This window comes from Luedemannella helvata, from assembly GCF_039528415.1.
In the GTDB taxonomy this organism is placed as follows: domain Bacteria; phylum Actinomycetota; class Actinomycetes; order Mycobacteriales; family Micromonosporaceae; genus Luedemannella; species Luedemannella helvata.
The window spans coordinates 48,237-68,352 of sequence record NZ_BAAALS010000008.1 but is presented as its reverse complement, the minus strand read 5'-3'; the positions used below and the strand labels follow the sequence as shown (position 1 = coordinate 68,352).

22 protein-coding genes are annotated in these 20,116 nt (G+C 70.7%); 7 read left to right on the top strand and 15 right to left on the bottom strand.

The features are described from left to right. Window positions 1–110: 110 nt before the first annotated feature. Both ABD191_RS10335 and ABD191_RS10330 read right to left on the bottom strand, forming a co-directional pair. Window positions 111–611, bottom strand: a complete 501-nt coding sequence (locus ABD191_RS10335) for an SAM-dependent methyltransferase (RefSeq protein WP_344079334.1) — start codon at window positions 609–611, stop codon at window positions 111–113. After that, a complete protein-coding gene (locus ABD191_RS10330) occupies window positions 608–1,777 on the bottom strand; it encodes a phosphotransferase family protein (RefSeq protein ID WP_344079333.1) in 1,170 nt (389 codons plus the stop codon). The genes ABD191_RS10335 and ABD191_RS10330 overlap by 4 nt, the downstream gene beginning before the upstream one ends. A gap of 104 nt (window positions 1,778–1,881) precedes the next feature. Between ABD191_RS10330 and ABD191_RS10325 the strand changes: the two genes are divergently transcribed. Both ABD191_RS10325 and ABD191_RS10320 read left to right on the top strand, forming a co-directional pair. Further along, a complete protein-coding gene (locus ABD191_RS10325; protein ID WP_344079331.1) occupies window positions 1,882–2,610 on the top strand; it encodes an SDR family NAD(P)-dependent oxidoreductase in 729 nt (242 codons plus the stop codon). Window positions 2,611–2,638: 28 nt separating this feature from the next. Beyond that, window positions 2,639–4,132, top strand: coding sequence for an aldehyde dehydrogenase family protein (locus ABD191_RS10320; protein ID WP_344079329.1), 1,494 nt, complete (start codon window positions 2,639–2,641; stop codon window positions 4,130–4,132). Between the two features lie 300 nt (window positions 4,133–4,432). Here the strand turns inward: ABD191_RS10320 and nucS are convergent, their stop codons facing one another. Then, window positions 4,433–5,092 carry an endonuclease NucS gene (gene nucS, locus ABD191_RS10315; protein ID WP_344079328.1) on the bottom strand — a complete coding sequence of 220 codons (660 nt, stop codon included), beginning with the start codon at window positions 5,090–5,092 and terminating at the stop codon, window positions 4,433–4,435. Window positions 5,093–5,238: 146 nt separating this feature from the next. Between nucS and ABD191_RS10310 the strand changes: the two genes are divergently transcribed. Genes ABD191_RS10310 through ABD191_RS10300 form a run of 3 tightly spaced genes read left to right on the top strand, consistent with a single transcriptional unit; the run spans window position 5,239 to window position 7,578 of the window. Continuing rightward, complete coding sequence (locus ABD191_RS10310) at window positions 5,239–5,886, top strand: DUF4126 domain-containing protein (RefSeq protein ID WP_344079326.1); 648 nt, start codon at window positions 5,239–5,241, stop codon at window positions 5,884–5,886. 43 nt (window positions 5,887–5,929) lie between these two features. Next, window positions 5,930–6,781: an ABC transporter ATP-binding protein gene (locus ABD191_RS10305; RefSeq protein ID WP_344079324.1), complete on the top strand. Its 852-nt coding sequence runs from the start codon at window positions 5,930–5,932 to the stop codon at window positions 6,779–6,781. Continuing rightward, on the top strand, window positions 6,778–7,578 hold the full coding sequence (locus ABD191_RS10300) for an ABC transporter permease (RefSeq protein ID WP_344079322.1): 801 nt from the start codon (window positions 6,778–6,780) through the stop codon (window positions 7,576–7,578). Before ABD191_RS10305 ends, ABD191_RS10300 begins: the two co-directional genes overlap by 4 nt. 38 nt (window positions 7,579–7,616) lie before the next feature. On the opposite strand, the gene ABD191_RS10295 is transcribed toward ABD191_RS10300, so the two are convergent. Then, a complete protein-coding gene (locus tag ABD191_RS10295) occupies window positions 7,617–8,726 on the bottom strand; it encodes a LacI family DNA-binding transcriptional regulator (RefSeq protein WP_344079320.1) in 1,110 nt (369 codons plus the stop codon). Between the two features lie 86 nt (window positions 8,727–8,812). Further along, entirely contained in the window at window positions 8,813–9,664 is an 852-nt protein-coding gene (locus tag ABD191_RS10290; protein WP_344079319.1) for a 3-hydroxyacyl-CoA dehydrogenase family protein, read from the bottom strand. A 123-nt stretch (window positions 9,665–9,787) separates the two neighbouring features. Between ABD191_RS10290 and ABD191_RS10285 the strand changes: the two genes are divergently transcribed. Next, the gene (locus tag ABD191_RS10285) at window positions 9,788–10,261 is read left to right on the top strand and encodes a putative signal transducing protein (RefSeq protein WP_344079317.1); all 474 of its coding nucleotides are present in this window, start codon (window positions 9,788–9,790) and stop codon (window positions 10,259–10,261) included. A 125-nt stretch (window positions 10,262–10,386) separates the two neighbouring features. Here the strand turns inward: ABD191_RS10285 and murA are convergent, their stop codons facing one another. After that, the gene (murA, locus tag ABD191_RS10280) at window positions 10,387–11,691 is read right to left on the bottom strand and encodes a UDP-N-acetylglucosamine 1-carboxyvinyltransferase (protein ID WP_344079596.1); all 1,305 of its coding nucleotides are present in this window, start codon (window positions 11,689–11,691) and stop codon (window positions 10,387–10,389) included. 73 nt (window positions 11,692–11,764) lie between these two features. Between murA and ABD191_RS10275 the strand changes: the two genes are divergently transcribed. Next, window positions 11,765–12,337, top strand: a complete 573-nt coding sequence (locus ABD191_RS10275; RefSeq protein ID WP_344079315.1) for a cob(I)yrinic acid a,c-diamide adenosyltransferase — start codon at window positions 11,765–11,767, stop codon at window positions 12,335–12,337. On the opposite strand, the gene ABD191_RS10270 is transcribed toward ABD191_RS10275, so the two are convergent. The 9 genes from ABD191_RS10270 to ABD191_RS10230 all read right to left on the bottom strand — a co-directional run bounded on the left by ABD191_RS10270 (window position 12,334) and on the right by ABD191_RS10230 (window position 20,059). Next, a complete protein-coding gene (locus ABD191_RS10270) occupies window positions 12,334–12,753 on the bottom strand; it encodes a DUF2550 domain-containing protein (RefSeq protein WP_344079313.1) in 420 nt (139 codons plus the stop codon). The two genes, ABD191_RS10275 and ABD191_RS10270, sit on opposite strands and share 4 nt — an antisense overlap. Window positions 12,754–12,764: 11 nt before the next feature. Further along, entirely contained in the window at window positions 12,765–13,049 is a 285-nt protein-coding gene (locus tag ABD191_RS10265) for a F0F1 ATP synthase subunit epsilon (RefSeq protein WP_344079311.1), read from the bottom strand. Window positions 13,050–13,137: 88 nt separating this feature from the next. Further along, entirely contained in the window at window positions 13,138–14,223 is a 1,086-nt protein-coding gene (locus ABD191_RS10260) for an LCP family protein (protein ID WP_344079310.1), read from the bottom strand. Window positions 14,224–14,351: 128 nt separating this feature from the next. Beyond that, the gene (gene atpD / locus ABD191_RS10255; protein WP_344079308.1) at window positions 14,352–15,788 is read right to left on the bottom strand and encodes a F0F1 ATP synthase subunit beta; all 1,437 of its coding nucleotides are present in this window, start codon (window positions 15,786–15,788) and stop codon (window positions 14,352–14,354) included. 1 nt (window position 15,789) lies between these two features. Beyond that, window positions 15,790–16,737: a F0F1 ATP synthase subunit gamma gene (locus ABD191_RS10250; protein WP_344079306.1), complete on the bottom strand. Its 948-nt coding sequence runs from the start codon at window positions 16,735–16,737 to the stop codon at window positions 15,790–15,792. A gap of 4 nt (window positions 16,738–16,741) precedes the next feature. Next, window positions 16,742–18,379, bottom strand: a complete 1,638-nt coding sequence (gene atpA, locus ABD191_RS10245; protein ID WP_344079304.1) for a F0F1 ATP synthase subunit alpha — start codon at window positions 18,377–18,379, stop codon at window positions 16,742–16,744. Window positions 18,380–18,452: 73 nt separating this feature from the next. Then, the gene (locus ABD191_RS10240; RefSeq protein WP_344079302.1) at window positions 18,453–19,268 is read right to left on the bottom strand and encodes a F0F1 ATP synthase subunit delta; all 816 of its coding nucleotides are present in this window, start codon (window positions 19,266–19,268) and stop codon (window positions 18,453–18,455) included. Then, on the bottom strand, window positions 19,268–19,807 hold the full coding sequence (locus ABD191_RS10235; RefSeq protein WP_344079301.1) for a F0F1 ATP synthase subunit B: 540 nt from the start codon (window positions 19,805–19,807) through the stop codon (window positions 19,268–19,270). Before ABD191_RS10235 ends, ABD191_RS10240 begins: the two co-directional genes overlap by 1 nt. A 33-nt stretch (window positions 19,808–19,840) precedes the next feature. Beyond that, window positions 19,841–20,059, bottom strand: a complete 219-nt coding sequence (locus ABD191_RS10230) for an ATP synthase subunit c family protein (RefSeq protein ID WP_344079300.1) — start codon at window positions 20,057–20,059, stop codon at window positions 19,841–19,843. Window positions 20,060–20,116 lie beyond the last annotated feature (57 nt).

Here is a 20,116-nt window from a genome sequence, read left to right as displayed (position 1 = left end):
GGTTAGCCGCGCGGGCACCGGGCTCCGGCCGCGACCACGGCACCGGACGTGAGCCGGCCCACACCGGCGGCGTGGCCCTCGCCACACCCGATGTCACTCCACAAGGGAGGTCAGTAGTAGACCCGCATCAGGTCCTCGGCCCAGGCGGGCTCGCGCACCTCACCCCGGGGACCGAACCCACTGATGTACGGCTTGACGTCGAGCACCGGCGTCCCGTCTATCGCGTCGAGCCCACCGACATGCAGGTCCAGCCCATCGACCGCGAGCAGGGCGCAGCGCGAGACGCCGATCCGGTTCGGGCGGTTGGGTCCCCGGTGGGCGAAGATGCCCACTTTCGGCCAGTCGGTGTTGCCGCGCGGGTGCCGCGCGCCGTACTCGATGGCGTCCGGGTCGACCTTGTCGAAGAAGAACACGACCTCAAGGTGCGAGAACTCGGCCAGGCCGACGATCGCCGCCGGGGTGAACCGGTCGGCGCGGATGCGGATCACCGCGGTCTCCGGCGCCCAGTGGTCGTGGTAGGGCTCGCCGCGCCCGCCGACCACCTGCCCGATCGGTTCCATCGTGATCACGCCGTCGTGGTCCGGCCCTGAGCCGATGACTGGCTCGCTCATCGTTCCTCCTCGTACAACTCCACCGCCCGGCGCAGCCAGGTCGCCACGTCGCCGGCGTGGTAGGGGTGCTCGGCCGGCTCGATGCCGGCCAGGAAGTCCGCGTAGACGGCGGCCATCCGCAGCGCCGCCACCGGCCGCAGCAGCTCGAGGGCCCCGTGCGGGTCGCTGCCCGGGATCTCGGCGCGCCAGCGCGCCGCCCAGTCCTCGATCACGACCTCGGCCTCACCGGCAGGCATGACCTCGGTCAACCGCAGGACGTCGAACCCCGGGTGGCCGATGAACGAGTCGCCCCAGTCGATGATCGTGCGCCGGTCGCCGCCGATGACGTTGCCCGGGTGCAGGTCGCCGTGGACGAGCGTGTCGGGCAGCCGGCACGCCTCGATCCGGTCGAGGCGGTCGGGCAGGCCGGCCGCCAGCGCCCGCAGGGACACGTCGCCGCCGCCGTACTCCTCGATGACGCCGCGCAGGTAGCCCTCCAGCCGTGGCCGGCGGCGGTCGGGCACCCCGTCCGCCAGCAGGTGCGGCACGCTGTCGATCGCGGCGACCTGCAGGTAGTGCAGGTCGGCGGCGATGTCGCGGCGCACCTCGACGCCGGCGCCGTAGAGATCGTCGCCGTCGACGTGCGCGAGCAGCATCCTGGCGTCCTCGGCGACCAGCAGCGGGGTGGCCCGGCCGCTGCCCGCCGCCCAGGTGAGCACGACCGGCTCGTGGGCGAAGAAGTCCGGCACCTGCTTGAGCCAGTACGGCCCGGTGGGGGTGTCCAGCCGCCACAGGGTGGACAGGTTCCACGTGCGCTGCTGGATCGCGGCCGTCACCGGGCCCCGGCCGCGCTCGTCGAGCGCGCGGGCCGCCCACGCCAGGCTCCGCGCCGGGCCGCCGGCGTGCGCGTAGGGCGCGCGCAGCGGGTGGTGGCTCAGGTCGACCTCGGTCGGCGTCCAGGGCGCACCGGCCGCCGGGGACAGCAGCTGGCCGAGGTAGGTGACGTGGCCGCCCTCGGCAACGTCGCCCGGCGCCTTCAGCAGGCGCAGTACGGCCAGGTCAAGGCCGTACCGCTCGCGGGCGGCGGCCACGATCTCGGCCGTCTCCGGCCAGTACGGAAGGGACACGTCGAAGGCCGGCAGCTCCCCCAGGAGCCCGCCGGACTCATCGAGAACGATGAGCGTCACGGTACGGGGCACGGTGTCCGAGATTAGGCGATCCGCGCCGGTCACGGGCACTCAGGTCCGGGGTGGGTGGCGTCCCACGAAATAAGATCTTCTACAGTCCTGGCGTGCGTTCAGTAGTAATCACGGGGGTTTCGAAGGGCCTGGGCTCGGCGTTCTTCGAAGAGTTCGTCACCAGCGGGAACCGGGTGCTGGCCATCGGCCGCCGGTTCACCGACAGCCAGTACGCCCGGGAACGGGCAGAGCCACAGCGCGTCCGGTTACGCCCGGCGGACCTCGCGTACCCCGCCTCCCTGCCGAGCGCGGCCGAGCTGGCCTCGTTCACGCACGGGGCGTCCGAGATCGTCCTGATCCACAACGCGGCGACCGTCCGCCCGGTCGGGGCGATCGGCACGCTGCCGGACGACCAGATCATCCACGCGGCGTCGGTGAACTTCGTGGCCCCGATGATCCTCACGAACGCCCTGCTCGGTACGGGCGTGGCCCGCCCGGCGGGCGAGGGCGCGGGCAACGCCACCGCGCTGACGGTGCTGTTCATCTCGTCCGGGGCCGCGCACCGGCCGGTCGGCGGCTGGTCGGTCTACACCGCGACCAAGCGCGGCGCCGAGGCGTTCTTCGACACGCTGAGCGCGCAGCACGCCGACGACAAGCGGGTACGCGTGATCAACGTGAACCCGGGCGTCATGGACACCGAGATGCAGGAACAACTTCGCCAGTACGCCGCGAGCGGCGCGTACTTCCCGGACGCCGAGCGGTTCGTGAACCTGCACGCGACGGGCGGGCTCCCGCGCCCGGTCGAGGTGGCCCGAAAGATCATCGCGGACACCCTCCACTGACGCTCTACCCGTGGGTAGCATCCGCACTATGATCGCGTCGCCCCCGCCCGTCAACGCCGACGGCACCCTCACCTCCACCAACCCGGTCACCGGCGAGGTGGTCGGCACGTTCCCGGTCGCCGGTCCGGACGAGGTCGCCGCCGCGGTCGCCCGGGCCCGCGAGGCCGGCGCGTGGTGGCGGGCGCTGGGCTTCGACGGCCGCCGCGAGCGGCTGCTGCGCTGGGCCGGCGCGATCGCCCGGCGGCTGCCGGAACTGACCGCCCTCATGCACGCCGAGGGCGGCAAGCCCGTCGCCGACGCGACCGTCGAAGCGGCGGCCGCGCTGGAGCACCTGGCCTGGGCGGCGAAGAACGCCAAGCGCGTGCTGCGGCTGCGCCGCCAGCGCGGCTCGATCATGCTCGCCGAGTTCAGCGCCATGCTGGAGTACCAGCCGTACGGGGTCATCGGCGTGATCGGCCCGTGGAACTACCCCATCCACACGCCGATGGGGTCGCTGGCCTACGCGCTCGCCGCCGGCAACGCGGTCGTCTTCAAACCCAGCGAGTACACCCCGGCGATCGCGGACTGGTACGTGCGACGGTTCGCCGAGGTGGTGCCCGAGCAGCCCGTACTCCAGATTGTCTTCGGCGGCGGAGAGACCGGCGCCGCGCTCGTGGCCGCGGGCGTCGACAAGATCGCGTTCACCGGCTCCACGGCCACCGGCAAAAAGATCATGGCGGCGTGCGCGGCGACGCTGACGCCGGTCCTGCTGGAGTGCGGCGGCAAGGACGCCATGATCGTCGACAGCGACGCCGACCTGGACGCGGCCGCCGACGCGTGCTGCTGGGGCGCGCTGACCAACGCCGGCCAGGCGTGCGTGAGCATCGAGCGGGCCTATGTCGTCTCGTCCGTCTACGACGCCTTCCTCGACAAACTGGTCGGGCGCGTGTCCAGGCTGCGCGTGGGCGGCGACCCGGACGCCGACCTCGGCCCGATCACGATGCCCGGGCAGGTCGACATCATCGCCCGGCACATCGACGACGCCCTGTCGCGCGGCGGGCGCGCGATCGTCGGTGGGCGCGAGGCCGTCCAGCCGCCGTTCGTGCACCCGACGGTCCTGGTCGACGTGCCGCAGGACTCGACCGCCGTCACCGAGGAGACGTTCGGCCCGACCCTGGTCGTCACCCGCGTCGCCGACGCGGACGAGGCCGTCCGCCTGGCCAACGCCACCTCGTACGGGCTGGGCGGCGCCGTCTTCGGCAAGGCGCGCGCCCTGTCGCTGGCCCGCCGGATGCGCTCGGGCATGACGTCGATCAACGGCACTCTGTCGTTCGCGGGCATGGGCTCGCTCCCCTTCGGCGGCACGGGCGACTCCGGCATCGGCCGCATCCACGGCGCCGACGGCCTGCGCGAGTTCGCCCGCCCCAAGGCGATCACGAAGCGCCGGGCCAGATCCCTGATCCCGTCGACGACCTTCGACCGCACCCCCGCGGACACCTCCCGCGTGGTCAAGATCGTCCGATTCCTCCACGGCCGCCGCTAAACCCCGCCGCAACAGCCCGAACTGATGCTCCTTCGGCTCGTCAACGTGGATCTCGCGACCGATGTACCGCTTGAGACACCGAACGACGCCTTCCTCGCCGAGGCCCGCACCCCGGCGTTGACGGAAAGGCGCGTTATTCGGGCGTGTTATTACACGCGGAACCGCCCAAACGTCGGGAAGCAGGGGCCAGCACCGGCGGGCGAGTGTCGGAGGGCGGGCGCCCGGCGGGCGAACCCACACCCGCAGACCGCCGAAGTGCACTTCGGCGACGGGAGGGCAGCCTCGGCCGGCAGTGGTGGGTCAGAAGAGGGTCAGCTCGTCGCGGACGATGCCACGTAGGGCGTCATAGTCGACGACCACGCAGCGGATGCCGCGGTCGGTGGCCAGGACGCGGGCCTGGGGCTTGATCTCCTGGGCCGCGAACACGCCCGTGATCGGGGCGATCAGCGGGTCGCGGCCGAGCAGCTCCAGGTAGCGCGTCAGCTGTTCCACGCCGTCGATGTCGCCGCGCCGCTTGACCTCGACCGCGACGTGGGCGCCGGTCGCGTCGCGGCACAGCAGGTCGACCGGGCCGATGGCGGTCATGTGCTCACGGCGTACGAGCGTGAAGCCCACGCCGAGCGCCGACGGCGTCGCGGCGAGCAGCTCCTGCAGGTGGGCCTCCACGCCGTCCTTGCGCAGGCCGGGATCGACGCCCAGCTCGTGGCTGGTGTCGTGGAGGATCTCCTCGAGCGTGATCCGCAGCTCCTCGCCGGCCTTGTTGACCACGCGCCACACCCCGGGCGCCTCTTCCAGCCGGCACGGCGGGCTCATCCAGTTCAACGGCTTGTACGCGCGGTCGTCGGCGTGGATCGAGATCGACCCGTCGGCCTTGACCATGAGCAGCCGGGTGGCGAGGGGCAGATGTGCGGTGAGCCGTCCGACGTAGTCCACCGAGCACCGAGCGATAACCAGACGCACCGCAGCAGCCTACGCGAACCACCGCCGCGCCGACGCGGGTTGGCGGCGTACCGCATGTCCGATCACGTGATGTGCTGAGCCGGGGTCGGACCCCGGCCAGCGGCCGGGGCTCGGCACCCTTTGCGAGCAAGTGTCATGCTTGGTACGTGCTGGAGACATTGACGGGAGTCGGGCTGGCCACCTCGGCCGGCCTGAACGCGTACATCCCCCTGCTCGCCGTCGGCCTCCTCGGTCGCTTCACCGGCCTGATCAACCTCCCCGGGTCATGGAACTGGCTGGAGAACGGCTGGGTGCTCGGCATCCTGACGGTCCTGCTGCTCATCGAGTTCGTCGCCGACAAGATCCCGGTCGTCGACCACATCAACGACGTGGTCCAGACCGTCGTCCGGCCCACGGCCGGCGGCCTCGCCTTCGGGGCGACGTCGAGTTCGGGTGCGGTCACCGTGGACAACCCCGGTGACTTCTTCGGCGGCAACCAGTGGGTACCGGTCGTCGCGGGCATCGTGATCTCGCTGGTCGTGCACGGCGCCAAGGCCGCGATCCGGCCGGTGGTGAACCTGTCGACCGGCGGGGCGGGCGCGCCGGTGGCGAGCACGGTCGAGGATGTGGCGAGTGCCTCACTGTCGCTGATCGCGATCATCCTGCCGGTACTCGTTATTGTCTTTCTGATCGGTTTTGTCTGGTTCTTCTGGGTGATGTTCCGCAAGGTGCGGCGACGGCGGGCGGAGAAGCGGGCCCGCCGGGCGGGCGTCCGCGAGCCGGATCCGACGCTGCCCCTGCCGCCGGTGCGGTAGCCCCGGCGAACGGCCGCCGGTCCGCTCCGACATAGTGGACGGCATGAGTTCTGACGCCGCCATCGCGGTGGTGGGCCTGCGCAAGGCGTACGGCAAGCAGCAGGCGGTCGCCGGAGTGGACCTCACGGTCGACAAGGGCGAGGTGTTCGCGCTGCTCGGGCCGAACGGCGCCGGCAAGACCACGACGGTGGAGATCCTGGAGGGTTACCGGCGCCGGGACGCGGGCGAGGTCAGCGTTCTCGGCGTCGATCCGGCGCGGGCCGACGCGGCCTGGCGCGCGCGCATCGGCATCGTGCTGCAGAGCACCAACCAGTTCGACAACCTGCGCGTCGGTGAGCTGCTGCGGCTGTTCGCGGGCTACTACCCGAACGCGGACGACCCGGCGGGCGTGCTGGAGCGGGTGGGCCTGGCGGACAAGGACCGCGCCGCGGTGCACACGCTGTCGGGCGGGCAGCGCCGGCGCCTCGACGTGGCGCTGGGCATCATCGGCCGCCCCGAGCTGCTTTTCCTCGACGAGCCGACCACGGGCTTCGACCCCCAGGCGCGGCGCGAGTTCTGGGCGCTCGTGCGCGACCTCTCGGCCGCCGGCACGACCATCCTGCTCACCACCCACTACCTGGACGAGGCGGAGGCGCTCGCCGGCCGGGTCGGCGTGATCGCCGGCGGCCGGGTCGTGGCCGTGGCCCCGCCGGCCGAGCTGGGCGGGCGCGCCCAGGCCGCCGCGACGGTCTCCTGGATCGAGCCCGACGGGCCGCGTTCGGCGCGGACGGACACCCCCACGGCGTTCGTCCGGCAGCTCGTGTCGCGCTTCGGCGGCGCGGAGATCCCCGGTCTCAGCGTCACCCGCCCCACCCTGGAGGAGATCTACCTCGACATGATCGGTGGAGACAGATGAGCGACCTCGTGGCGCCGGCGCTCGGTCTGCGGCAGGGGCGCGCGGAGATCACCCGGTTCGCGCGCAGCCGCGAGGCCGTGGTGTTCACGGTGCTGTTCCCCGTACTGATGATCGTGGTCTTCGGGTCGATCTTCGACTGGGACATCGCCCCCGGCGTGCCGTTCACGCAGTACTTCGTGGTGGGCATGATGGGCGCCGGCCTCATGGCGACCGGCTTTCAGAACCTGGCCATCCAGATCCCCATGGAACGCGACCGTGGCGAGCTGAAGCGGCTGCGCGGCACCCCGATGCCCCCGTCGGTCTACTTCATGGGCAAGGTGCTCATGGTCCTGGCCGTCTCGGCGATGTTGACGGTCGTGCTGCTCGTGTTCGCGGTCGCGTTCTACGGCGTGCGGCTGCCGGGCGACGCCCAGCGGTGGTTCACGTTCGGCTGGGTGAGCCTGCTCGGCGTCACAGCGTGCACGCTGTGCGGCATCGCGTTCTCCTCGCTGGCCCGCACGGCGCGCAGCGGCTCGGCCGTGGCCACCCCGGTCGCGCTCGTCCTGCAGTTCATCTCGGGCGTGTTCTTCGAGTTCTCGCAGCTGCCGCACTGGATGCAGCAGATCGCCGCGCTGTTCCCGCTCAAGTGGATCTGCCAGGGCCTGCGCTCGGTGTTCCTGCCGGCCGAGCTGGCCGCGGGTGAGCCGGCCGGGTCCTGGGAGCTGGGCCGTGTCGCCCTCGTGCTGACCGTCTGGTGTGTGCTCGGCCTGGTCCTCTGCCTGACCACGTTCCGCTGGACCACGAAGCGCGACGGCTGATCAGCTGACGGCAGCCGGCCAGCCAGGATCCGGGCGTCTCACCCTCTCACCCTTCCCTCCTTCGAGAACCGCACATTGCGCGTACGCGACACCGACGACGCCCGCACGACCAGCTCCGGCGCGACCAGTACCCGTTGGGCGGGGCGGCGCTCGCCGTCCAGCAGCCGCGAGACCATGAGCTCGACGGCGAGCCGACCGACGTGACTCTTCGGCGGCCGTACGGCCGTGAGCGGCGGCTCGGCCAGGTGGGCCACCTCGTCGTCGTACGAGACGATCGCCAGGTCGTCGGGGATGTTGACGCCCCGCTCGGCACAGAACTGGGCGACGGACACGGCATCGGGGTCGCTGTGCACGATGAGCGCGGTGACCCCTTCGCGCCGGCACTCCGCGAGGATGCCCGCGATGATGTCGCGATGGTCGGGCGCGTCGAGCGCCACGGACTCGCGCACCACCAGCGCGTCCGTCACGCCCAGCTCGGTGGTCGCGGCGTGCCAGCCATGCAGCAGGTGGGTGGAAGTGGGGCTGCCCCGCGACAGTACGAGGCCCAGGCGCTCGTGTCCCTGCTGCCGCAGGTGGTGCACGGCGATCCCCATGCCGAGCGCGTGGTCGCTGCGCACCCACTCGAGGCGGCTCGACGTCGGGGTCCACCGGGACGGCTGGCGCTCGACGAGGATGACCGGCACGGGCAGCTGGCCGATCCAGTCGAGCAGCTCGCCGTCCAGGCTGGGCGCGAGCAGCAGCCCCTGCGCGTGACCGTCGTCGACCAGCCGGCCGATCTGGCGGCGATCCTCGTCCGGGTCGTAGCTCGACCCGCGCAGCTGGATGGTCACCCCGAGCGCGGCGGCCGCCGCACGCGCCCCGGCCACGATCGGGGGCCAGGAGAAGTCAAGCGACGGTACGACCATGCCGATGGTGAACCGGGTCGCGGCCCGGCGCGGGCGGTGGACGACCTGGGTCGGCAGGGTGGCCCCGCCGTGCACCTTGGCCACGAGGCCCCGCTCGGCGAGCGCGGCGATGTCGCGACGGATGGTCAGCTCGCTGACGCCGAGTTCGCGCGCGAGGTCCCGCACGCGCACGGCGCCCTGCCCGCGCAGCTCAGCAAGCAGCCGTTCCTGTCGCTGCACGCTGAACAGCCGCCCTGCCGTCACGACGCCTCACCCGGGCCTAGTATCGACAGGCGCTGATGTTACCGGCCCGGGTGCGTGATGGGGTTCCTGACCTCCGTCGCCGCCCGCTAGCTGTAGTCGTAGAAGCCCTTGCCGGTCTTGCGGCCCAGGTCACCGGCGGCGGCCATACGCTGCAGCAGCTCGGGCGGGAAGAACTTCGGGTCGCTGGTGTCCGAGTGGATGTTCAGGGTGGCGTGCAGCAGCACATCGACGCCGGTGAGGTCCGTCGTCGCGAGCGGGCCCATCGCGTGGCCGAAACCCAACTTGCAGGCCGTGTCGAGGTCCTCTGGGGTGACCACGCCGCTCTCCACGAGGCTCACGGCCTCCATGACGAGCGCGGTGATCAGGCGCGTCGTGACGAAGCCCGCGATGTCGCGGTTGACGACGATGCAGGTCTTGCCGATCTCCTCGGCGAACGCGCGGGCGGTCGCGAGCGTCGCGTCGCTCGTCTTGTACCCGCGCACGAGCTCACACAACTTCATCATGGGTACGGGCGAGAAGAAGTGCGTACCGACGACGGACTCGGGCCGGGCGGTCACCGCCGCGATCTGGGTGACCGGGATGGCTGAGGTGTTGGTCGCCAGGACGGCAGTGTCCCCGCACAGGCGGTCGAGCTGACGGAAGACCTCCTGCTTGAGGTCCAGGCGCTCGAAGACGGCCTCGACGACGAGGTCGGCGTCGGCCACGGCGTCCAGGTCGGTCGTCGTCGTGATCCGGTCCAGCGTGGCGGACACGTCCTCGGCCGCGATCGTGCCCTTGGCGGCGAACTTCTCCAGCGACGCCCGCACGGCCGCGACGCCCCGTGCGGTGGCGGCGTCGTCCAGGTCGCGGAGCGTGACCTGCCAGCCCGCCTGGGCCGCCACCTGGGCGATGCCCGAACCCATCAGACCGGCCCCGATGACCGCGAGTCGCCCTGCCATCCGCGCACCCTCCTCGTCCCGAGGTCGCCGCCTTTGCGCGGCGGCCCTGGCCTGACCCTACCGACCCCAGCCGGAACGCGCGTTCAGGGCACCCCATCCCACCTGCGGTGGCACACTGGCAGCGTGCCCCTCACGCACGGGTTGAGCTACTTTCTGGCGCCGCTGCTGGCTTTGGCCCTCGTCGGCGTGCTCGCCCTGGTGCTCAAGTGGGCCTTCAGCGACGTGGCCGAGCCGGACGACCTCGACGACATTGACACGCGGCCCCGGGGCGCCGACCGTCGCGACGACGATGTCGAGATCGCGGAGGTCGCCACCGCCGAACCAGCGGTCACAGCGACCCCGCCGGCCCCGCTGGAAACACCGGATCCACTCGCCGGACCCACGGCCGTCGCGGGGCTCCCCATGCACGAGGACTACGGCCTGCTGCGCGTCGTCACCGTGGCCGAGTGCGACGACGCGGCCCACGCCGCGGTCAGCTTGCTCGCCGAGGCCGGCATCCGCGCCACGACCACCACCGGCGCGGACGGCCAGGTCCGGGTGCTGGTGTTCGAGTCGGACCTCTTCCGGGCCCGCCGCGTCGTCGGCTGGCCCGCCTGATCCGAGCAGTTCCGGGCGGTGTACGCCGTCGGCGTTGACGTAGGTCCTCGTGGCTGGACTGACGCTGTGTGGACATTTTGTGGAAGCGCTGTGGACCCGCATCGCCGATGACCGGCGGGCGGCGGTCACAGCCCGAACTCGGGCTCCGGCGGGGCGGCCACCCGCTCCACGTGCGCCCCCAGGCGGTGCAGGTCGTTGACGAAGTCCGGGTACCCCCGGTCGATGTGGTGTACGTGCGACACCTCGGTCACCCCGTCCGCGCACAGGCCCGCGATGACCAGGCCGGCGCCCGCCCGGATGTCCGTGGCGCGCACCGGGGCGGCCGACAGCCGGTCGCGGCCACGGACCACGGCGTGCTTGCCGTCCGTACGGATCTCGGCGCCGAGGCGGACGACCTCCTGCACGAACATGAACCGGCCGTCGAAGATGTTCTCCGTGATCATGGAGGCGCCGTCACTCACGGCGGCCAGGCCGATGGCCATGGGCAGCAGGTCGGTGGCGAACCCCGGGTAGGGCAGCGTCACGATGTCGATCGCCGCGGGGCGCTCGTCCATGCGTACCCTGAAATGATCTTTGCCCGTCTCGACGGACGCGCCGGCGGTGGCGAGCTTGTCCAGGGCGATCTCGAGCGAGGACGGGTTGATGCCGGTGACGGTGACGTCCCCGCGCGTCATGGCCGCGCCGAACGCCCAGGTGCCCGCGACGATGCGGTCGCCGACCGTCCGGTGCGCGACCGGCCGCAGCTCGTCCACGCCCGTGATGACCAGCGTGGAGGTGCCCGCGCCCTCGATCTGCGCGCCCATCCCCCGCAGCATGTCGCACAGGTCGACGATCTCGGGCTCGCGGGCCGCGTTGTCGATCTCGGTGGTGCCCTTGGCGAGCACGGCCGCCATGAGGAGGTTCTCCGTGGCGCCCACGCTCGGGAAGTCGAGCCAGATCGTCGCGCCGCGCAGCCGGTCGGCCGTCGCGATGATGAACCCGTGCTCGCCGCTGATCTCGGCACCCATCCGGGCGAGCCCGCTGATGTGCATGTCCAGCCCGCGCGAGCCGATCGCGTCGCCGCCGGGGTGGGCGACCCGGACGGACCCGCACCGGGCCAGCAGCGGGCCGAGTACGCAGATGGAGGCGCGCAGGCGGCGCACGAGGTCGTAGTCGGCCTCCGCGCCCAGCCCGTCGGCCGGCACGTCCACGGCCAGTTCGACCCCGAGCGCGTCGGACTCGATGGCGTCCACCTGGCAGCCCAGCCGGCGCAGCACCTCGGCCATCAGCGCCATGTCCGTGATCCGGGGGACGTTCGACAGCGTGCTGCGGCCCGGCGCGAGCAGCGCCGCGGCCATGAGCTTGAGGGCGGAGTTCTTCGCGCCGACGACCGGCACGTCACCGGCCAGCCGCGCGCCGCCCGTTACCCGGATGACGTCCACGGCGCCCATCGTAGGGTCGTCGTCTCCCGGGCGCGCGGCGAGCGGCTGACCCGCCACCGCGACGCCCCCTAGGCTGTATGCCATGGCCGTCCACCTCACCCGCATCTACACCCGGACCGGCGACACCGGCAGCACCGCGCTCGGTGACGGCAGCCGGGTCGCCAAGACCGATCCGCGCATCGCGGCCTACGCCGACGTTGACGAGGCGAACGCCGCGATCGGCGTGGCGCTCGCTCTGGGACAACTCGCCGACGACGTGATTGCCCCGCTGCGGATCGTACAAAACGACCTGTTCGACGTGGGAGCAGATCTAAGTACGCCGATCCAGGCGGAGCCGAAGTGGCCCCCGCTGCGGATCACCCCCGCGTATGTGGAGCGCCTGGAAGGCTGGTGCGACGAGTTCAACGCCCGGGTGGGCAAGCTCGACTCGTTCATCCTCCCCGGCGGCACGCCCGGCGCGGCCCTGCTGCATGTGGCCCGCACGGTCACCCGGCGCGCGGAGCGCACCGCCTGGGCGCTCTACGAGACGGACCCGGAGCGCACCGGGACCCTGCCGGCGACCTACCTCAACCGGCTGTCCGACCTGTTGTTCATCCTGTCCCGGATCGCCAACCCCGGCGGCGACGTCCTGTGGGTTCCGGGCCGCGACCGCTAGCGGCTCACGGGCGGCGCGGATTCCAGCCAGGACAGGAAGCCGGTCAGGGTCGACTCAGCGAGCGCGATCTCGACCGGCTCCGCGCCGCCCGCGCACCGGACAATCACGTACCCGGCCGGTAGCGCGAGGCGCTCCTCGCCCTCGGGCGCCCGGCGGTTCTCGACCGTGAGCTGTCCCCGGCTGAGCACCCGCCGGGGACGCACGGCGAAACTGAAGATCCGGTACCACCGCAGGTGGTTGCCCGCGAACCGCCCCAGGCCGGGCGACCAGCCGCGTTCGGGCACGAACGTGTTGAGCCGCAGGTACATCTCGATGGTCCCGCCACCGCGGGAAATGACCTCGCGCCGGATGAACAGAAGCATCAGGGCGAGGAGTGCGAGTCCGACGCCGATGCAGACCCCTTCAAAGATCTTCATCGGCGTCCCGATCAGTGCGCCGCGGCGGCGGTCGCGGGTACGCAGGTCTCCGCGAGCACGGTGACCCCGTCATCGGTGACCGAGAGGAAACCGCCGTCGACCTCGTAGCGCAGCTCCTCGCCGTTGCCGACCTTGATGCGCACCTGGCCGGGCGCGGCCAACTGGCCGAACAGCGGGGCGTGACCGGCGAGGACGCCCAGCTCACCCTCCGTCGTCCGGGCAAAGACCGCCTCGGCCTCACCGGACCAGACCTTCGCCTCAACGGCGACGAGCTCGACGTGGAAGAGCTTCGACACGGTGGATCTCCCTAACCTGTCGTGGTGCGGGCCAGTCTAGTAGGCGCCTCAGGCTGGCCCGCAGTGGGCTCCCGCCCTGGGAGCGGGCTCACTTCTTGTTGACCAGCTTCGGATTCTCGGTCACAAACTCGTCCAACGCGTCCGCCCGCAGCGCGGCGAAGTACTCCTTGCGGATCGAGTTGAGCGCCTCGCCCCGGTAGCTGCCGCCGCTCATCACGCTGCCGCCGGGCAGGCCCACGAGGGTCACGTTCGCCGGCTTGAGGTTCTTGAGGGCGAAGGCGTAGTCCACGAGGCGGTGGCCGCGCCCGTCGAAGGTGAGCGTCTTGCCGAGGGCCTTCACGACCTTGTCGAGGTTGGCCGGGTTGGCCACCACGTCCCTGCTGAACAGCTTGACCATGATCGCCTTGACCAGCTGGCGGTTGTGCCGCTGGCGCGCGTAGTCCGAGCCGCTGATGTAGCGCTGGCGGGCGTAGTCGAGCGCCTGCCAGCCGTTCATCTTCTGCTGGCCCACCTTGTACGTCTTGGCGGTGCCACCGACCCGCGAAAGGGCCTGACCCTTGGTGTTGCGGTGGATCGAGGTCACCTTCTGGTCGACGTAGATGTCGATGCCACCCAGGCTGTCCACCAGCTCCTTCATGCCGTTGAACGTCAGGATGCCGCCCGCGTCGAACCGCTTGATGCCGGTGTAGTTGCTGACGGTCTTCGCCAGCAGCTCGAAGCCCTGCGCCACCTTGGGGATGTTCGTGCCGGGCACCCGGGCGCCGTAGCTCATCGCGTGCGTGAGCTTGGTGGTCTCGCCCGGGAAATTGGCCTTCTTGAACGCCGGGATCGGCACGACGAGGTCGCGGGGCAGCGACGTGAGGTACGCGTGCTCCAGGTCCTTGGTGACATGCAGGATCATGACCGTGTCGGCGTGCGGCTGCCAGGTCTTGATCGACTCACGGGAGTCGATGCCGACGAGCAGGATGTCCAGCGGGCCCTTGATGTCCGCGCCCGGTTCGGGGGTCGGGCTCGCCGGGGCGCCGGCCGACGGTGTCGCCGAGCCGAACAGGTCCGTCTGCGGGATCGCCTTGTCGGCCTTGTCGATGGCCTTGTTCGCCGCGAAGGCGATGCCGGCGACGACCAGCACGAGTGCGACCGCGGACAGCAGAATGACGCGCACGCGACCGGACACGGAAACCCTCCCCCTGCGGCGCCGGGGGTCGGCGCCGACGCGAAAGGTTACCGCGTCCGCGGGTACGCCCGGAAACGCGTCAGGGCGCGCGGTATGCGAACCGCGCGCCCTGTTGCGTACCGCGAGACCTAGCCCTTGGTCAGGTTGTGGTAGTTGCGCTCGAGGTCGTCGAGGCCACCGCACATGAAGAACGCCTGCTCGGGCACGTGGTCGTACTCGCCCTCGGAGATCTTCTTGAACGCCTCGACCGTGTCCTTGACCGACACGAAGGAGCCCTCGACGCCCGTGAACATCTTCGCGGCGTAGGTGTTCTGGGACAGGAAGCGCTCGATGCGGCGGGCGCGACCCACCGTGATCTTGTCTTCCTCGGAGAGCTCGTCCATGCCGAGGATGGCGATGATGTCCTGCAGGTCCTTGTAGCGCTGCAGGATCCGCTTCACCTCGGAGGCCACCGTGTAGTGCTCGACGCCCACGTACTCGGGGGCGAGGATCCGCGACGAGGACGCCAGCGGGTCAACCGCCGGGTAGATGCCCTTGTCCGAGATCGAACGCTCCAGGTTCGTGGTGGCGTCCAGGTGGGTGAACGTGGTCGCCGGCGCCGGGTCGGTGTAGTCGTCCGCCGGCACGTAGATGGCCTGCATCGAGGTGATGGCCTTGCCACGCACCGAGGTGATGCGCTCCTGCAGCTCGCCCATCTCGTCGGCCAGCGTGGGCTGGTAACCCACGGCGCTGGGCATGCGGCCGAGCAGGGTGGAGACCTCCGAACCGGCCTGCGTGAACCGGAAGATGTTGTCGATGAAGAGCAGCACCTCCTGGTTCTGCACGTCACGGAAGTACTCCGCCATGGTCAGCGCGGAGAGCGCGACCCGCAGACGGGTGCCCGGCGGCTCGTCCATCTGACCGAAGACGAGCGCGGTCTGGTTGATGACGCCCGTCTCGGTCATCTCGTGGATGAGGTCGTTGCCCTCACGGGTGCGCTCACCCACACCGGCGAAGACCGAGGTGCCACCGAAGTTGTTGGCAACCCGGATGATCATCTCCTGGATGAGCACCGTCTTGCCCACGCCCGCGCCACCGAACAGGCCGATCTTGCCGCCCTTGACGTAGGGCGCCAGGAGGTCGAGCACCTTGACGCCGGTCTCCAGCATCTCGGTCTTCGGCTCGAGGTCGGCGAACGCCGGGGGCCGGCGGTGGATCGGCCACCGCTCGGTCACCTCGAGCTTCTCGCCCTCCTTGAGGTTGAGGCAGTCACCGATCGCGTTGAACACGTGCGACTTGGTGATGTCGCCGACCGGCACCGAGATCGGGCCACCCGTGTCGCGGACCTCCGCGCCACGCACCAGACCGTCGGTCGGCTGCATGGAGATCGCACGGATCTGGTTGTCACCCAGGTGCTGGGCGACCTCCAACGTCAGCGTCTTGGTGCCCTCGGCGAGGGTCACGTCGACGTGCATGGCGTTGAAGATGTCCGGCATCGCGTCGCGGGGGAACTCGGCGTCGACGACCGGGCCGATGACCCGGACGACACGGCCGACGCCGGTCTTGGTCTCTACAGCTGCAGTCATCTCACACTTCACTTCCCGCGGCAGCGAGCGCGTTCGCCCCGCCGACAATCTCGCTGATCTCCTGGGTGATCGCGGCCTGGCGCGCGGAGTTCATCTCGCGCGTGTACTTCTTGATCAGTTCTTCCGCGTTGTCCGTGGCGCTCTTGCAGGCACGCCGGCGGGCCGCCGACTCACTCGCCGCCGAGTCCAGCAACGCCGCGTAGATGCGGGTGTTGATGTACTTCGGCAGGAGCGCGTCGAGCAGCGCGTCCGGGTCCGGCTCGAACTCGTACGCGGGCAGCAGCGCGTGGTGCTCCGCCGACTCCGTCGTCTCGACCTGCAACGGCGCGAGGAAGTTCGCCTGCGGCGTCTGGGTCATCAGCGAGCGGAACTGCGTGTGCACCACGTGCAGCTCGTCCACGCCCCAGATGCCGTCCTCACCCGGGTGCGGGCCGCCCACGTCGTCCACGTCGTCCGCGCCCGCCACGAACGCCTTGATCAGCGTCTCGCCGATCTCCCGCGCGTTGGCGAAGGTCGGCTGCTCCGAGAAGCCCGTCCAGCTCGCCTCGACCGGCCGGTTGCGGAACCGGTAGTACGTGAGGCCCTTGCGGCCCACCGTGTACAGCAGGACCTGCTTGCCGTCCTCCTTGAGCCGGGCGATGAGCTGCTCGGCCGTGCGGATGGCGTTGGCGTTGTAGCCGCCGGCCAGGCCGCGGTCACTTGTGATGAGCAGGACGCCCGCCCGCCGCACGACCGGCCGCGCCACGAGCAGCGGGTGGTCGACGTTGGCGTTGCTCGCCAGGGCCGTGAGCACGTTCGTGATCGCGGTCGCGTAGGGCTGCGACGCGGCCACCCGCTCCTGGGCCTTGGCGATGCGGCTCGTGGCGACGAGCTCCTGCGCCTTGGTGATCTTCTTGGTGGACTTCACCGACCGGATGCGTCGGCGAAGGGCACCTACCTGGGCTGCCATGGCATCACTTCTTCGGCGGAACGACGCGCTTGACGGTCTCGCGGGTCTCCGCGCCGGCTTCCAGCGCCTCGGCGGCCGGCTCGTTGATCACGATCTGGCCGTCCTTGCCCAGGAACATCTGCTTGAAGTCCGCGATGGCCTGGTCCAGGGCGGCGATGATGTCGTCGTCCCAGGTGTTGTCGGCGATCGCGTCGAGCGTGCTCTTGTGCGAGTGGCGCAGGTACTGCAGGAACTCCGTCTCGAAGCGGCGCACCTCGCCCAGCGGGATGTCGTCCAGCTTGCCCTCGGTGCCGGCCCACACGGACACGACCTGCTCCTCGACCGGGTACGGCGAGTAGTTCGGCTGCTTGAGCAGCTCGACCAGGCGGCTACCGCGCTCCAGCTGGGCCCGCGACGCCTTGTCCAGGTCGGAGGCGAAGGCCGAGAAGGCCTCCAGCTCACGGTACTGCGCGAGGTTGAGCCGCAGCGAGCCGGCGACCTTGCGCATCGGCTTCACCTGGGCCGAACCACCGACGCGGGACACCGAGGTACCGACGTTGATCGCCGGACGGACGCCCTGGTTGAACAGGTCAGCCTCCAGGAAGATCTGGCCGTCGGTGATCGAGATGACGTTGGTCGGGATGAACGCCGAGATGTCGTTCGCCTTGGTCTCGATGATCGGCAGACCGGTCATCGAGCCCGCGCCCATCTCGTCGGAGAGCTTCGCGCAGCGCTCCAGCAGCCGGGAGTGCAGGTAGAAGACGTCACCCGGGTACGCCTCACGGCCCGGCGGGCGGCGCAGCAGCAGCGACACGGCACGGTACGCCTCGGCCTGCTTGGTGAGGTCGTCGAAGACGATGAGGACGTGCTTGCCGGCGTACATCCAGTGCTGGCCGATGGCCGAGCCGGTGTAGGGCGCCAGGTACTTGAAGCCGGCCGGGTCGGACGCCGGGGACGCGACGATCGTCGTGTACTCCATCGCGCCGGCTTCCTCGAGCGTGCCCTTGATCGACGCGATCGTGGACGCCTTCTGGCCGATGGCGACGTAGATGCAGCGGACCTGCTTCTTCGGGTCGCCGGACGCCCAGTTGGCGCGCTGGTTGAGGATGGTGTCCAGCGCGATCGTGGTCTTGCCGGTCTTGCGGTCACCGATGATCAGCTGCCGCTGGCCCCGGCCGATCGGCGTCATCGCGTCGATCGCCTTGATGCCGGTCTGCATGGGCTCGGACACCGACTGGCGCGCCATGACGTTGGGCGCCTGCAGCTCCAGCTCGCGGTAGCCGTCGTTCTCGATGTCGCCGAGGCCGTCGATGGGCTTGCCCAGCGGGTCCACGACGCGGCCCAGGAACTTGTCGCCCACCGGGACCGAGAGGACCCGGCCGGTGCGCTTGACCTGCTGGCCTTCCTCGATGCCGGCGAACTCGCCCAGGACGACGACACCGATCTCGCGAACGTCCAGGTTCAGCGCCAGGCCCAGCGTGCCGTCAGCGAACTCCAGCAGCTCGTTGGCCATCGTCGAGGGCAGGCCCTCGACCTTGGCGATACCGTCGCCGGCCTCGGTGACGACGCCGACCTCCTCGCGGGAGATCTCCGGCGTGTAGGACGAGACATAGCGCTCCAGCGCGCCCCGGATCTCGTCCGAGGAGATGGTCAGCTCGGCCATCCTCAACTTCCTTATGGTGTGGGGGCTGGGCTATGAACCCGTCAGCCTGCGTCGGATATCGAAGTTCTGTAGGTCAGGTGAGCGCGTGCCGGGCCTCGGCGAGCCGCCGGGAGACCGTGCCGTCGTAGAGGTCGTTGCCAACCTGCACGCTGAGTCCGCCCACGATCGACGGGTCGACGGAGACCTTGAGGGCGATCTCCCGACCGTACATCGCGGCCAGGCGGGCGCCCAGCCGGCTCTCGTCGGCCTCGCTCAACGGCACCGCCGTCGTGACGTACGCAACCTGCCGGTCACGCCGCTCGGCGGCCGCCTCGACGAGCCGGGTCAGCGAACCGGTCAGGCCGCGCCCGCCGTACCCGGCGAGCGCCAGCTCCGCCAGCCGCACCGTGGCCGGCTTCGCCTTGTCCTTGAGCAGGTCCCTGACCAGCTCGGCCCGCTGCGTCACCGGCGCGTTCGGGTCGCTCAGCACCGTGGCCAGCCCCGGGTTGGCGTCGATGAGCTGCCCGAAACGGAACAGCTCGTCCTCCACCTCACCCAGGTCACCGGCCTTGTCAGCGCCGGCAAGGACCGTCTGCACGCCGAGCTGCTCGGTGGCGTTGAGCAGCTCGTTCGGGCTGGACCAGCGGCCCGCGACCAGCCCGCGCAGCAGCTGGGCGGCGCGCTCAGAGACCTTGTCCCCGAGGATCGCGTCGAGCAGCCCGGCCCGGTCCTCGCCCGCCCGCGCCGGGTCGGCGAGGGCCCGACGCAGCCGCGGCTCGCGCCGCAGCAGGTCGGCGGTGGCGAGGATCTCGTCCGCGGTGGCGGACAGCTCGGCCGGCGACGCCGCGGCGACGACCGACTCGAGCTGTTCCACCGCGGCTGCGTACGACTCCCGGCTGGCGGCCTGCATCAGCGCGACCCTCCGGCGGGCGTGGACTCCAGCTCGGTGAGGAAGCGCTCGACCGTGCCCTTGCGGCGGGCCTCGTCGGCGAGCGCGTCGCCCACGATCCGGCTGGCCAGGTCGACCGCGATCGTGCCGAGCTCGGCCTTGACCTCGCGGACGATGGTCTGCCGCTCGGCCGTGAGCTGCTCCTTGCCGGCCGCGATGATCCGGTCGGACTCCTCGCGCGCCTTGGCGAGGATGTCCTCCCGGATCCCGGTGGCGTCGGCCCGGGCCTCGTCACGGATGCGCGCGGCCTCCGTGCGGGCCTCGGCGAGCTGGGCCTTGTACTGCTCGAGCAGCTCGTCCGCCTCGGCCTGCTTCTCCTCGGCGCGCCGGATGCCGCCCTCGATCGCCTCGACCCGGGCCTGGAACGTCTTCTCCATCATGGGGAAGACGAACTTCATGAGTACGAAGCACAGCAGGGCGAACGCGATCGACCCGATGACGATCTCCTGCCAGATCGGGATGATCGGGTTGTGCGCGCCTTCGGCTGCGATAAGGAGCATGCGTGACCTCCGGGATTAGTCTCGGGCGGCTTACTAGAAGACGAAGCCGAAGGCGATGCCCAGCAGGGCGAGCGCCTCGACCACCGCGAAGCCGATCCACAGGTACGGGATGGTCAGGCGGGACGACTCGGGCTGGCGCGCGGTCGCCTGGATGTACGCGGCGAAGATGAGACCCACGCCGATACCCGGGCCGATCGCGGCGAGGCCATAGCCGACCGCGCTGAGGCTGCCTTCCACTGCGGCGTAATCCATTGTTGTTTTCCTCCTGGATATCGCGCGTGACCCTCACGCGTGACGGTGGGACATATG

What these genes read in the sequence shown, in the direction of transcription:
- ABD191_RS10300 (WP_344079322.1), top strand. Translation starts at nt 6,778, where the DNA reads ATGAGCGACCTCGTGGCGCCGGCGCTCGGTCTGCGGCAGGGGCGCGCG.
- ABD191_RS10275 (WP_344079315.1), top strand. Translation starts at nt 11,765, where the DNA reads ATGGCCGTCCACCTCACCCGCATCTACACCCGGACCGGCGACACCGGC.
- ABD191_RS10235 (WP_344079301.1), bottom strand. Translation starts at nt 19,807, where the DNA reads ATGCTCCTTATCGCAGCCGAAGGCGCGCACAACCCGATCATCCCGATC.
- ABD191_RS10270 (WP_344079313.1), bottom strand. Translation starts at nt 12,753, where the DNA reads ATGAAGATCTTTGAAGGGGTCTGCATCGGCGTCGGACTCGCACTCCTC.
- ABD191_RS10230 (WP_344079300.1), bottom strand. Translation starts at nt 20,059, where the DNA reads ATGGATTACGCCGCAGTGGAAGGCAGCCTCAGCGCGGTCGGCTATGGC.
- ABD191_RS10305 (WP_344079324.1), top strand. Translation starts at nt 5,930, where the DNA reads ATGAGTTCTGACGCCGCCATCGCGGTGGTGGGCCTGCGCAAGGCGTAC.
- ABD191_RS10240 (WP_344079302.1), bottom strand. Translation starts at nt 19,268, where the DNA reads ATGCAGGCCGCCAGCCGGGAGTCGTACGCAGCCGCGGTGGAACAGCTC.
- ABD191_RS10335 (WP_344079334.1), bottom strand. Translation starts at nt 611, where the DNA reads ATGAGCGAGCCAGTCATCGGCTCAGGGCCGGACCACGACGGCGTGATC.
- ABD191_RS10290 (WP_344079319.1), bottom strand. Translation starts at nt 9,664, where the DNA reads ATGGCAGGGCGACTCGCGGTCATCGGGGCCGGTCTGATGGGTTCGGGC.
- atpA (WP_344079304.1), bottom strand. Translation starts at nt 18,379, where the DNA reads ATGGCCGAGCTGACCATCTCCTCGGACGAGATCCGGGGCGCGCTGGAG.
- murA (WP_344079596.1), bottom strand. Translation starts at nt 11,691, where the DNA reads ATGGGCGCCGTGGACGTCATCCGGGTAACGGGCGGCGCGCGGCTGGCC.
- ABD191_RS10320 (WP_344079329.1), top strand. Translation starts at nt 2,639, where the DNA reads ATGATCGCGTCGCCCCCGCCCGTCAACGCCGACGGCACCCTCACCTCC.
- atpD (WP_344079308.1), bottom strand. Translation starts at nt 15,788, where the DNA reads ATGACTGCAGCTGTAGAGACCAAGACCGGCGTCGGCCGTGTCGTCCGG.
- ABD191_RS10250 (WP_344079306.1), bottom strand. Translation starts at nt 16,737, where the DNA reads ATGGCAGCCCAGGTAGGTGCCCTTCGCCGACGCATCCGGTCGGTGAAG.